Origin of the sequence: Kitasatospora atroaurantiaca (genome assembly GCF_007828955.1) — a bacterium.
Classification (GTDB): domain Bacteria; phylum Actinomycetota; class Actinomycetes; order Streptomycetales; family Streptomycetaceae; genus Kitasatospora; species Kitasatospora atroaurantiaca.
In genome coordinates this window covers 3,730,671-3,743,297 of record NZ_VIVR01000001.1, presented here as the reverse complement: position 1 = coordinate 3,743,297, position 12,627 = coordinate 3,730,671, and the positions used below count along the sequence as shown (strand labels likewise).

Annotated in this window: 9 protein-coding genes and 1 tRNA gene; 6 read left to right on the top strand and 4 right to left on the bottom strand. The window is 70.9% G+C overall.

The genetic code is table 11. The features are described from left to right. Positions 1 to 182: 182 nt before the first annotated feature. Both FB465_RS17285 and FB465_RS17280 read right to left on the bottom strand, forming a co-directional pair. Positions 183 to 992: a glycerophosphodiester phosphodiesterase gene (locus FB465_RS17285; protein WP_145791737.1), complete on the bottom strand. Its 810-nt coding sequence runs from the start codon at positions 990 to 992 to the stop codon at positions 183 to 185. Between the two features lie 116 nt (positions 993 to 1,108). Continuing rightward, positions 1,109 to 2,464 (bottom strand): purine-cytosine permease family protein, encoded by a 1,356-nt coding sequence (locus tag FB465_RS17280; RefSeq protein ID WP_145791736.1) that lies wholly within the window; start codon positions 2,462 to 2,464, stop codon positions 1,109 to 1,111. Positions 2,465 to 2,863: 399 nt separating this feature from the next. On the opposite strand from FB465_RS17280, the gene FB465_RS17275 reads away from it, so the two are divergent. From FB465_RS17275 to FB465_RS17265, 3 genes are all read left to right on the top strand, one after another. Then, entirely contained in the window at positions 2,864 to 4,504 is a 1,641-nt protein-coding gene (locus FB465_RS17275) for a S1C family serine protease (RefSeq protein WP_145791734.1), read from the top strand. 60 nt (positions 4,505 to 4,564) lie between these two features. After that, a tRNA-Ser gene (locus FB465_RS17270) sits at positions 4,565 to 4,652 on the top strand. A gap of 497 nt (positions 4,653 to 5,149) precedes the next feature. Beyond that, a complete protein-coding gene (locus FB465_RS17265) occupies positions 5,150 to 5,788 on the top strand; it encodes a hypothetical protein (protein ID WP_145791732.1) in 639 nt (212 codons plus the stop codon). A 477-nt stretch (positions 5,789 to 6,265) separates the two neighbouring features. Here FB465_RS17265 and FB465_RS35850 read toward each other — a convergent pair whose 3' ends face one another. Both FB465_RS35850 and FB465_RS17260 read right to left on the bottom strand, forming a co-directional pair. Then, the gene (locus FB465_RS35850; protein WP_170290619.1) at positions 6,266 to 6,433 is read right to left on the bottom strand and encodes a hypothetical protein; all 168 of its coding nucleotides are present in this window, start codon (positions 6,431 to 6,433) and stop codon (positions 6,266 to 6,268) included. Between the two features lie 305 nt (positions 6,434 to 6,738). Further along, the gene (locus tag FB465_RS17260) at positions 6,739 to 7,650 is read right to left on the bottom strand and encodes a hypothetical protein (RefSeq protein ID WP_145791730.1); all 912 of its coding nucleotides are present in this window, start codon (positions 7,648 to 7,650) and stop codon (positions 6,739 to 6,741) included. Between the two features lie 225 nt (positions 7,651 to 7,875). Between FB465_RS17260 and FB465_RS17255 the strand changes: the two genes are divergently transcribed. The 3 genes from FB465_RS17255 to FB465_RS17245 all read left to right on the top strand — a co-directional run bounded on the left by FB465_RS17255 (position 7,876) and on the right by FB465_RS17245 (position 12,552). Next, complete coding sequence (locus FB465_RS17255; protein WP_145791728.1) at positions 7,876 to 8,655, top strand: GNAT family N-acetyltransferase; 780 nt, start codon at positions 7,876 to 7,878, stop codon at positions 8,653 to 8,655. 157 nt (positions 8,656 to 8,812) lie between these two features. Continuing rightward, entirely contained in the window at positions 8,813 to 10,930 is a 2,118-nt protein-coding gene (gene tkt / locus FB465_RS17250; RefSeq protein ID WP_145791727.1) for a transketolase, read from the top strand. A 374-nt stretch (positions 10,931 to 11,304) separates the two neighbouring features. Beyond that, a complete protein-coding gene (locus FB465_RS17245; RefSeq protein WP_145791725.1) occupies positions 11,305 to 12,552 on the top strand; it encodes a 3-deoxy-7-phosphoheptulonate synthase in 1,248 nt (415 codons plus the stop codon). Positions 12,553 to 12,627: the final 75 nt, after the last annotated feature.

Genomic DNA, 12,627 nt, shown 5'->3' with positions numbered 1-12,627 from the left:
TGGTGATTACTTGCTCACGGACCGTTGTGAAACGGTACGGAATTAGCCATCAGCGGCACTTCGCGCCCCCGGACCCGCGCCCGCGTACGCCAATTGGCCGGAAACCGCAGACGTCCTTCCGCTACGTCCCTCCGCCACCGTCGCCGCTACTGCCGCAGTTACCGGCCCAGTTACCGGCCGAGTTACCGGCCCAGTCGGGTCAGCACGTCGCGCGGGCGGTTGGTGATCAGCGCCTCCACGCCGAGCTCCAGGCAGAGTTCGACGTCGGCGGGGTCGTCCACCGTCCACACGTGCACCCGGTGCCCGGCCCGGCGGAGCGCCGTCACCAGACCCGGGTTGGCGCGGACCAGGTCGATACCGGGCCCGGCGATCCCCGCCCCGCCGGGCAGTGCCTTCGTCCGCCCGAGCAGGGGGAGCCGGCGCTCCAGCAGGTACACGGTGGGGATGGCCGGGGCGGCGCGGCGGATCCGGTGCAGGGAGAGCTCGGAGAAGCTCATGATCCGTACGGAGGACTCCGCTGGCGTGCTCGGCAGCAGGCCGTAGTGGCGCAGCAGGCGCAGCAGTTCGGCCTCGGTCCGGCCCGCGTACCGGGTCGGGTGCTTGGTCTCGATGGCCAGCTCCACCGGCCGGCCGGCGTCCGCGACCAGCTCCAGCAGCTGGGCCAGGGTGAGGATCGGGCTCGGCTCGGGCGCCTGCGGGGACTTCCACGAGCCGAAGTCCAGCTCGCCGAGCTCGGCCAGCGTCATCGCGGACACCGCACCGCGCCCGTCCGAGGTGCGCCGCACCGTACGGTCGTGCACACAGACCAGCTGCCCGTCGGCGGTCAGCCGGACGTCGCACTCCAGACCGTCCGCGCCCTCCTCGACCGCCAGGCGGTAGGCCGCGAGGGTGTGCTCGGGGAGGGCGGCCGAGGAGCCGCGATGGGCGATGACCCGTACGGCGGAGCGGTCGAGAGCGTCCGGCGCCGTCGCGGGGAGGTTGCGGGTGTCCACACCGACAACCCTACGAGGCCCCGGATGGCGCGGAGCCGTCGCCACGGCCAACACGGGGCGAAGAACACCCGGCGCCGGCCGTGGCAACGGCTCAACGGCTCAACGCCGCGTCGAGGTCAGCTCTCCTTGCGGACCAGCGTGAGCGCCCAGGTGACCAGCGCCGGGACGAGGAAGCTGAAGAGCGAGGCCGAGCTCCACTCCTGCGGCGTGAAGTGCACCGCGGACTGGGCGTTCGTCCAGAAGTCGGTCCACCAGCCGGCGATCGCCGTCGGCGCGAGGAACTGGTACGTGGCGAAGCCGAGCACCCAGGGCAGCAGCATCAGCCAGCGGGCCGGGGCGTCCTGCTCCAGGTTCCAGCCCCGGCGGCCGGCGCCGAAGAAGTAGTCCACCGCCAGCACGGCCAGCAGCGGCACGAAGACCGAGCCGATCAGGCCGAGGAACGCGTAGTACGAGTCGCTGAACTCGTGGATCTGCAGCGCGAGCGCCGTGGTCAGCACGCCGATCCCGCCGGTCAGCAGGCGGCGGTCGACCTTCGGGAAGAGGTTGTGGATCGACATCGCGGTCGAGTACACGTTCGCGAAGGACTGGTCGGTCTCGCGCAGCACCAGCACCAGCAGGAAGGCCCAGCCCGCGGCCACGCCGGTGAACGAGGAGAAGATCTTCGACGGGTCGCCCTCGGACTGCAGCAGCGCGATCAGGCCCAGCACGTAGCACCACACCTGGGCCACCGTGTAGCCGGAGAAGGTGCCCCAGAACGAGGCGCCGGGGGTGCGGGAGTGCCGGGTGTAGTCGGCTGCCAGCGGGACGAAGGAGATCGACACCGCGATGATCGCGTCCGTCGCGTGCAGGAAGCCGGTCCAGTTGCCCGCGCCGGGGTCGGGGAAGCCCTGGCGGCCCAGCTGGACGGTGAAGTACACCATCGCCACGCCAACGGCGGCGGCGACGTACTTGCGCAGCACCGCGATCGAGCCCAGCGGCCAGATGGTCAGCACCGTGGTCAGCGCACCCGCCAGCACCACGAACAGCCAGCGCCAGCCCTCGGTGCCGCTCACCGTCTGCGCGCCCATCGCGATCACGGTGAGCTCGTACACGCCCCAGCCGATGCACTGGGCGATGTTCAGCACCGTCGGGACGTACGAGAGCCGGGTGCCGAACAGCCCGCGAAGCACCGCCATCGCCGGGGCGCCGGTCCGGGCGCCGATCACCGCGGCCACGCCCAGCATCGCCGTACCGATGACCGTCCCGACCACGATCGCCGTCACGGCGGCGGTGAAGGACAGCTCGGCGCCAGGGGCGCCCAGCACGGTCGCGGCGCTGGTGAAGCCGATCAGGCTGACGCCCAGGTTGGCCCAGAGCGCGAACTGGTCGCGGATCCCGAGCGTGCGCGGCGGCGCGGTGTCCAGCGTCAGCGGCGCCTCGGGGCGCGCGAGCGCGGCGGTGGACGGATCGGTGAGGGTGGGGGCAGCCGTCATGGCCGATTCTCCCTACGCCGGCATTACCCGGACAGGTTCGAGCGGTCAGCGCTCCCTCGCCGCGACGCTCGGCGGCCCTGCATCGGATGCAGGGCCATGGCGTACGGTCGACCAGCGCACTCTCAGCCTGGACGGTCCAAGCTCCCGCGTGTCAGTTTGGAGCGTCAGGCTAACCGGCCGGGCCGGGAACGCCAAGGCCAGGGGGACGGGCGTCCGCATCGCGGGACCGCCCGGGGGTGCTCCCGGGCGTCCTCCGGGGGGTCCTCCGGGGGGTGCTGAGCGCGCTCTGTCAGGAGTGCGTAAGGATTCTTAAGAGTTCTTCAGAGAGCTCCTTACGGCATCCGAATCACGTATGCGAAAAACTATGGTCCAAGGTCCTGTCAGCTATGGAGGTCGTACGTGAGCACCGAGCACGCGAGTGGGTCCACCGGGCCGGAGGAGGAGCGCTCCTCCTCCGGTCAGGGGGTGGTGGGTCCGGCTCCTGACACCGCGTCGGCTGATGCCCCGCCGGTTGTCGAGTCCGCGCCGACGCTCGCCTTCACCAAGCTGAGCGCTCCGGCCCCCGAGGGCGCTCCGGCGCCCGCCGAGGCTGCGCCCTCCTACCTGGACGCGCCGCCGCCTGCGGCGCCCGCCCCTGCCCCCGCTGCACCTTCGCCTACGCCCACCTATGTGGACGCGCCGCCGCCGGTGCTGCCGCCCGCCGCCCCGGCGGCGGCCAACAACCCCTACGCCGCTCCGGCCCCGGCTCCGGCAGCCGCTGCAGTCCCTCTGGCGGCCGAGGGGCACCACCCGTTCGGCGCAGGCCAGCCGCTCGGCGGCTGGGGCACGCCCCCGGGCGGTGCCGGCGGTTCGGACGTCCCCGGCTACCCGGGCGAGTACCCCGGCGCGCCCAGCCCCGCCCCGGGCCCCGGCCGCAAGCGCGGCGGCCTGATCGCCCTGGTCGCGGCGGTGGCCCTGGTGGCCGGCCTCGCGGGCGGAGCGATCGGCGTCTCCGTGGCCGACCGCGACGGTGGGGCCGGCAGCTCCTCCACCAGCCACACCAGCACCACCGTCACCGCGGGTGACAACCAGAAGGCGATCGACCGTGCGCCGGACTCCGTCGCCGGGATCGCCGGCAAGGCCCTGCCCAGCACCGTCACCATCAAGGCCTCGGGCTCGCAGGAGTCCGGCACGGGTACGGGCTTCGTCTTCGACACCGAGGGCCACATCCTCACCAACAACCACGTGGTCGCCCCGGCGGCCAACGGCGGCAAGCTGACCGTGAAGTTCTCGGACGGCTCCTCGTACCCCGCCTCGGTGGTCGGCCGGGCCCAGGGCTACGACGTGGCCGTGATCAAGCTGGACAACCCGCCGAAGGACAAGCTCGTCCCGCTCCCGCTGGGCGACTCCGACAAGGTCGCGGTCGGCGACGCGACGATCGCCATCGGCGCCCCGTACGGGCTGGAAGGCACCGTCACCACCGGCATCATCAGCGCCAAGGACCGCCCGGTCGCCTCCGGCGACGAGACCGGCGCGCAGTCCTCCTACATGAACGCGCTGCAGACCGACGCCTCGATCAACCCGGGCAACTCCGGTGGCCCGCTGCTCAACGCGAGCGGCGCGGTGATCGGCATCAACTCGGCGATCCAGTCCAACACCAGCGGCAGCACCGGCCGGGCCGGCAGCATCGGCCTCGGCTTCGCCATCCCGATCAACCAGGCCAAGCGCGTCGCCCAGGACCTGATCAAGACCGGCACCCCGGTGTACGCGATCCTCGGCGTGCTGCGCAACGACGACTACAAGGGCGACGGCGCCCAGATCCAGACCAGCTCCGTCCAGGGCACCCCGCCCGTCACCGCGGGCGGCCCCGCCGACCAGGCCGGCCTCAAGCCCGGCGACATCATCACCAAGCTCGGCAATCACCCGATCGACAGCGGCCCGACCCTCGTCAGCGAGATCTGGACCTACAAGCCCGGCGACAAGGTCGAGGTCGAGTACACCCGCGACGGCAAGACCGCCAAGACCACCGTCACCCTCGGCGAACGCAAGGGCGACAACTGATCTCCGACCCGAAACGGTGTGCACCGAACCCCTCCGGACCCGTTAGGCTGGCCTCCGCCTGGAGAGCTGCCCGAGCGGCCTAAGGGAACAGTCTTGAAAACTGTCGTGCGGTGACCCCGCACCGTGGGTTCGAATCCCACGCTCTCCGCCGGAGAACGGCCCCTGACCAGCGAGAACGGTCAGGGGCCGTTGCCATGCCGTGGCACTCGTGACTGCCCGTCAGGCGCTGCGGCCTGTCCAGAGCGCTGCCGCCGACGCGGCTCGTGCGGCACTCGCTGAGGGGGCCGACTTCGTCGTCCGGGATGACGCTCCGGCGCAGTCTGCCCGGCACTACCGGGGCGGAGCTGGTCCACCTCGGCAGGATTCAAGGGGTCGGCAGGACGTACGTCGTGTTTCTGCGCCTTGATCTCAGCCTGTGCGTTGCTTGCCTCTGACAGGGCGTTGGCTCGCGGGCGGTGGAGCGGTTGGCACGTCGCGATACCGGCGATGGGCCGGAACGTTTCCGACGGTACGGGCGTCAGTGGTTGACGATACGTTTTCTCGTACACCGGCCGAACCACACGCCGGCTCCCCGGATCGCCCAGTGGATACCGAGCCCTGCTCGCCTCCCGCGACCGGCGCGACGAACCGCCAACCAGGAGAGACATGAGCCCCCGCTTCCGAAGAGTCCGCCTTGCCGTGTCCGCCGCCCTCGCCGCGGCCGCCATCGGAATGCTGACCGCCCCCGCCGCACAGGCTGACGCCGGCAGCTTCGCCAACCCCGGGTTCGAGGCCGGCGGTGGGAGCTGGAACCAGTTCTCCATGCCTTTCGGCGGAGTTGAGCTGATCAACAGCTCCTCCACCTACCCGGCCCACTCGGGCTACTGGAAGGCAGAGTTGGGAGGTCGCGGCTTCGCCGGCGTGAACCGCGTCTCGCAGCAGGTGACCGTCCCCGCGTACCGGGTTCCGGTGCTCAGCTTCTGGCTGCGCATAGACCCGCAGACGCCGGCCACCATGGGATACCGCGAGCTGATCGTCGAGGCCACCACGCAGGACGGCACCCCGTACCTCCTGACCAGCCGTACCAACAAGGACTCGAACGGCGAGTACCAGAAGGTCACCCTGACGCTGCCCGACGCCTTCTACTCCTCCTCCGAGCAGCGGGTGAACATCTCGTTCATGGCGGTCGAGGACGCCGCCAACAAACTGCCGTTCCTGATCGACGACATGACGATGACTTACAACCTCAAGATCTTCCGCCCCTGGATTCCACCGGTGCTCACGCGCCCGACCATCGGGCTCTGACGTGCGGTGGCCCTGTGCCGTGGGTTCGAATCCCACGCTCTCCGCGGGTGGGGAGAAACGCCAGTGAAGGGCGCCTGAAGTCCGCTCAGCTCCCCGCTTCGGTACGGGTGAAGACATGCGAGCGGCCGATCGGGCTGTGGCAACAACGAAGCCGCTCTCTCCCCGCGGCGCGGCGGAGAGAGCGGCTTCGGCCGGCCCCGGTTACTTGCTGAAGTAGCCGAACAGGTCGGCGATGACGTTCGTCCGGCCCTTGAAGTTGTACACGTCGAACGCACCGTTCTCGCCGAGAGGCGTGGTGACGTGGTTCGGGACGGTCTGGCCCGTACCGAAGTTGAGGTTGCTGGTGCCCGGCTTCGCCGTGCCGTCGGCCCAGACGGTCAGGTAACCGCCCGTGGCGGCACCGGTGCCTGGATGGCAAGTCTTACGCGGTTCGCGTGGTGCGGGATTCGGGCGACTAATTCCGTCAGCCGTCAGCCGTCAGCCGTGGCTGTCGGCGGTGCCACGTCCGAGGAGCAGCCGGATGCATCGGGCGAGCAGGATCACGGCTGCGCGGAGGGCCATGAAGACCGTGGTCAAGGCCAGGACGTGGGCGAGGGTGTCGGCGAGGGAGACGGTGGATGCTGAGGCGCCGAGAGTCCGTGGCAAGGCTGCTACCACCACGACAGCCCCGAACATGAAAGGTAGCCATTCCAGGTGTGATCGCCGCTGCCGCACCATCGTGCTGGGTCTCCGCTGTCGCCACCAGCGAGTCCCCAGGCTGAGGATGAAGCTCAGCGCGATCGCCGTCGCTCCCTCCCAGACGACCGACCACTGACCGGCTTCCTCCACAACGCTCTCCCTCTCTGTGGGCCGAGCCGGCGCCCGTCCTCCGCGTTGGGAGAGCGTACTCGTGGGCGTCGGAGTTCTGTTGAGGGCGTCACCGGCTGGGCGGACCGGCACGGCCGGGTCGGTCAGGCCAGGGCGGGGGTCGGGCGGCCGTGCATGGCTGCCCGGGCGCGGGCGGCGCCTCTGCGGGTGGCTGCGATGAAGCCGGAGGTGTCCGGTGTGGGTTCGACTCCGGCGCAGGGGCGGCAGATGCCGGGGTGCGGGATGGGGGCGCGGCAGTGGGCGCACTCGTGGCGTTCGGGGGCCGGCGGCTTCGGGGTGGGGACGGGTGGCATCTTCGACTGGAGGCGGGAGCGGAGCAGGGCCGCCGCGCAGTGGATCCGGCGTGGCAGGCCGGGTAGGAGGGCCGTGCGGAGGTCTCGTTCGGTGGCGCCGCGGGCCAGCCATTCGGCGGCGAGGGGTGCGAGGGTGGCGGCCTCGGCGACCCCGATCCGCAGGCGCGGTTCCGCGTCGGCGAGTCGGAAGAGCATCCCGGCGGCCTCGGGGGAGTCCACGGGGGAGTCCTCGGGGGAGTCCACCGGGGTGGCCGACGGCTCGGGCGGCTGCGGTGGTGGCGGGGTGAGGCGGGGCGCTTCGGTCGGCGGGAGGGAGGGTTCTTCCCCCTGGTTCTTTACCAAGGGGTGCTGGCCCGGCGTTCCGTCGTCTCGCGGTCCAGGGTCTGCGGTTGCGGGCTCCGGCGTGACCTGCGCGATGTCGAACACGGCGGTGTGGGTGGTGATCTGACCTGTCGTCGGATTCTTCTGGCGCCAGACGTGGAAGTACCCGTGCCGCTTGAGTTCGTCGAAGGCGGTGGCGATGCCCTGTCGCCCATCCGGGTTGTCCTCGGCGAGCGAGCGGATCGTCTCGGGGGAGCCGTCGGGCAGCGAGATCAGGTGGGCCAGCAGGCCGCGGGCTGCGAAGCTGAGGCGGCGGTCCCGCAGGGCGGCGTTGGGCAGGACGGTGAAATCGCGCACGTGCGCGTTACGATGAATCTGCATTGGGAGCCTCTACTCCTGGTGTCGGACCCCGGGGTGTTGGCGCACTGCCGGGGTCAACTATTTCTAAGCGCGGACGGTAGCACACGCACCGTCAGATATGCGTCAACTCCGTTGCAGAACCGGACACATGTGCAGTAGTGGGACAATCGGATCACGGCGTCCCATGCCCACCACGCGGCGGGATTCCGGTTGGTGCACCCACTCGCGCGGTGTTGGAATGAGCGGATGGATCACGATGAAGCACTCGCCCTGTTCGACCGCCAACTCCGCCGGAACGCGCAGGCTGACGGCCCCGGCACCCGCGTCGAGCGGGTCGGCGGCGTAGTACGGCAGGTCGGGGGCGCGAGCCACGACTGGAACGGCATCGTCTGGTCGGACTTGGACCCGGCCACGGCCGACGCCGAGATCGAAGCGCAGGTGCGGTACTTCACCGCACTGGGGCTGGAGTTCGAATGGAAGCTGTACGCGCATGACCGGCCCGCCGACCTCGCCGGGCGGCTGCGGGCGGCCGGGTTCGAGCCCGAACCCCCCGAGACCCTGATGGTGGCCCGGATCAGCGACCTGCACACCGACATCGAACTGCCCGACGGTGTAGGCCTGTACGAGGTGACCGACGCGGCCGGCGTGGATCTGGCGGCGGACGTGTACGAGCACGCCTTCGCCATGAGCGGCGGCCGGCTGCGGCAGCGGATGCACGCCCAACTGGCCGAGAGCCCGGAGACGGTGAGGATGACCCTCGCGATGGCCGGGGACCTGCCGGTGTGCGCGGCACGGATGGAACTGCACCCGGGCACCGAGTTCGCCGGCCTCTGGGGCGGCGGCACCATCGCCTCCTGGCGGGGCAGGGGCATCTACCGCGCCCTGATCGCCCACCGGGTCCGTACGGCCGCCGAACTCGGCTACCGCTACCTGCAGGTGGACGCCTCCGACCAGAGCCGTCCGATCCTCCAGCGCCTCGGGTTCGCCGCCCTGAGCACCACCACCCCCTACCAGTACCAGCCGTAGGGTCCTCCAGCACGGCGGGCGGGAAGGGCGAGGTCACGTGACGAAGTCAGCCCAGCGCGGTTGTCGGTGCTGACGGGGCTGCAGCAGAGTTCGAGCGGCCGTGACGGCGCGAACCCCCCATGCCACAGCACCCTGGAGAGGAGCCCTGAGCCTTCCGATGAGTACTCAGGTACACAGCACGCCCGGCCGGTTCGAGTGGACGGGGCTGGACCGCCGGACCGTCGACGTGGCCAGGGCCCTGGCGGTGGACGCGGTCGAGACGGCGGGCCACGGCCACCCCGGCACGGCGATGAGCCTGGCCCCGGCGGCGTATCTGCTGTTCCAGCGGCTGCTCCGGCACGACCCGGCGGACCCGCAGTGGGCGGGCCGGGACAGGTTCGTGCTGTCCTGCGGGCACTCCAGCCTGACCCTGTACATCCAGCTCTACCTCTCCGGGTACGGGCTGACCCTGGACGACCTCAAGGCGCTGCGCACCGCGGGCAGCCTGACCCCCGCTCACCCGGAGTACGGCCACACGCCGGGCGTGGAGACCACAACCGGTCCGCTGGGCCAGGGATTCGCCAACGCCGTCGGGATGGCCATGGCCGCCCGCCGCGAGCGCGGCCTGTTCGACCCGGACGCGGCGCCGGGCGAGAGCCCCTTCGACCACACCATCTGGGTCTTCGCCTCCGACGGCGACCTGGAGGAGGGGATCAGCCACGAGGTGAGCGCCCTCGCCGGGCACCAGGAGCTCGGCAACCTCGTGGTGCTGTACGACGACAACCACATCTCGATCGAGGACGACACCCAGATCGCCGTCTCCGAGGACGTGCCTGCCCGCTACGCGGCGTACGGCTGGCACGTGCAGCGGGTGGACTGGACGGCCTCCGGCGAGTACGTCGAGGACGTCGAGGAGCTGCACCGGGCGCTGGTCGAGGCCCGGGAGGAGAGCGGCCGGCCCTCCATCATCGCGCTGCGCACGATCATCGGCTGGCCCTCGCCGAACAAGCAGAACAGCGGGAAGATCCACGGTGCCGCGCTCGGCGCGGCGGAGGTCGCCGCGACCAAGCAGGTGCTCGGGCTGGACCCGGAGAAGTCCTTCGACGTGCCGGCGGAGCTGCTGGCGCACGCCCGCCAGGTGGTGGACCGCTCCCGGCGCGACCGCGAGGAGTGGGAGAAGACCTTCCGGGACTGGCGCACGGCAGAGCCGGTGCGGGCGGCCGAGTTCGACCGCATCTCGACCAGGACCCTTCCCGAGCAGTGGAGTTCGGCGCTGCCGGTGTTCCCGGCCGGTGGCGAGATGGCGACCAGGAAGGCCTCCGGCGAGGTGCTCTCGGCGCTGGCGCCGGTGCTCCCGGAGGTGTGGGGCGGCTCGGCCGACCTGGCCGAGAGCAACCTGACGACGATGGCGGGCGAGCCGTCATTCATCCCCGAGGAACTGCAGACCGGCACCTTCAAGGGCCACCGCTACGGCCGCACCCTGCACTTCGGCATCCGCGAGCACGGCATGGGCGGCATCCTCAACGGCATCGCCCTGCACGGCGGTACGCGCCCGTACGGCGGCACCTTCCTGGTGTTCAGCGACTACATGCGCCCCTCCGTGCGGCTGGCCGCGATGATGAAGCTGCCGGTGACGTACGTGTGGACCCATGACTCGATCGGTCTCGGCGAGGACGGCCCGACCCACCAGCCGGTGGAGCACCTGGCGACGCTGCGGGCCATCCCGGGGCTGGACGTGGTCCGGCCCGCCGACGCCAATGAGACGGTGGTCGCCTGGCGGACCATCCTCGAGAACACCGACCGCCCGGCCGGGCTCTGCCTGTCCCGGCAGAACCTGCCGGTGCTGGAGCGTACGGCCGAGTCCGGGCTGGCCGGCGCCGACGGCGTGGCCAAGGGCGGCTACGTCCTGGCCGAGGCGGGCGCCGGGACACCGGAGGTGATCCTGATCGCCACCGGCAGCGAGGTCCCGATCGCGCTGCGGGCCCGGGAGATCCTGGAGGGCGAGGGCACCGCGACGCGGGTGGTCTCCATGCCGTGCGTGGAGTGGTTCGACGAGCAGGACGCCGAGTACCGGGAGTCGGTGCTGCCGCGCGGTGTGCGGGCCCGGGTCTCGGTCGAGGCCGGTTCCTCGCTCGGCTGGTACGCCCTGGTCGGCGAGGCCGGCGAGTCGGTCGGCCTGGACCGCTTCGGCCTCTCCGCGCCGTACCAGACCCTGTACGAGCAGTTCGGGTTCACCCCCGATCGGGTTGCCGCGCAGGCCCGTAAGAGCCTGGAGAAGGCTCGCGCGCGCGACTGACCGAAAGGACGCGGCACCCCGGCGCCGCCCGGTTTCCACCGTCATGACGGAGGGAGACCGGGCGGCGCTTTTCTGTGTCCGAGGAGGCCTCAGAAGATGATGAAGTCAGGCTCCGACTTCTCGGGGTCGGGACATTCTGGCGGAGTGTCGGAAGTTCTTTCCGGGATCATAAAACTCTGACGAATTTTCGTGGTAATTCAAGGAATTGACAGAGTGTTCGATACTTGACGAAGTGGTTCAACGGCCGTTGACCGTCATGTTTCCGCTCCTCAGACTCGTGGAAAAGGTTGCCCCCCGCTCAGGTCGTCGGGCGGAGGAATTCGGTGATCTCGATTTCCGGGCAAGTGAAGAATTCATGACCACGGAGGTTCTGAGTGACTAGCGACGCAATCGCGACGCGACCGGTCCTGGCCGGCCCGGCGCTGGCGGAAAGCGGGATCGGAAGCGAGCTGGAGAGTGGGCTCGACTACTGGAAGTCGCTTCCGGCGCAGCAGCAGCCGGAGTGGGAGGACGCCGAACTCCTCGCCGAGGTGACCGCCGAGCTGGCGGACCGGCCGGGGCTGGTCAGCTCGGGCGAGGTCGCCGAGCTGCGCAGCCTGCTGGCCGAGGTGGCCGCGGGCAACCTCCAGGTGGTGCAGGCCGGTGACTGCGCCGAGGACCCCGCCGAGTGCGAGCCCGGCTACGTCACGCGGAAGGTCGGGCTGCTGGACGCGCTGGCCGGTGTGATGTCCCTGAACGCGCTGCGCCCCGTGATCCGGATCGGCCGGATGGCGGGCCAGTTCGGGAAGCCCCGCTCCCGCCCGACCGAGATCGTCAACGGTGTCGAGCTGCCGGTCTACCGCGGGCACATGGTCAACAGCCCCGAGCCCGACGCCGAGCTGCGCCGGCCGGACCCGCGACGCCTGCTGGCCGGCTACGAGGCCGCGAGCACCGCCCTGGACGCCCTGCGCCTGCGCGCGGCGGCCGAGCTCCCGGCCGCCGGGGCGCCGGTGTGGACCAGCCACGAGGCCCTGCTGCTGGACTACGAGGTGCCGCTGCTCCGCTGCGACGACACCGGCCGTACCTACCTGGCCTCGACCCACCTGCCGTGGATCGGTGACCGGACGCGCCAGCTGGACGGCGCCCATGTGGCCCTGCTGGCCTCGGTGGCCAACCCGGTGGCGTCCAAGGTCGGCCCGAGCATGACGGTCGACGAGCTGCTGGCCCTCTGCGAGCGGCTCGACCCGCACCGCGAGCCCGGACGGCTCACCCTGATCGCCCGGATGGGGGCGGCCACGGTGGCGGAGCGGCTGCCGGCCATGGCGGAGGCGGTCCGGGCGGCCGGACACCCCGTCATCTGGCTCACCGACCCGATGCACGGCAACACGGTCAGCGGGCCCGACGGCCTGAAGACCAGGCTGGTGGAGACGGTGATCCACGAGGTCAAGGAATTCCAGAATGCCGTCATCGCTGCGGGTGCGGTGGCCGGCGGACTTCACCTGGAGACCACCCCGGACGACGTCACGGAATGCGTCCACGATGCGCGGTTCCTGGCGAGCGTGGGCGACAAGTACACGAGTTTCTGCGACCCCCGGCTGAACCCGGCCCAGGCCCTCGAGGTCGCCGCCGCCTGGCGGGGTTAGCGGATACCAGCCCCGACGGACACCGGCCCGGCGCTGCGGATCGGACCGGAGCTGTGAACCGGCCCTTCGCCGTGA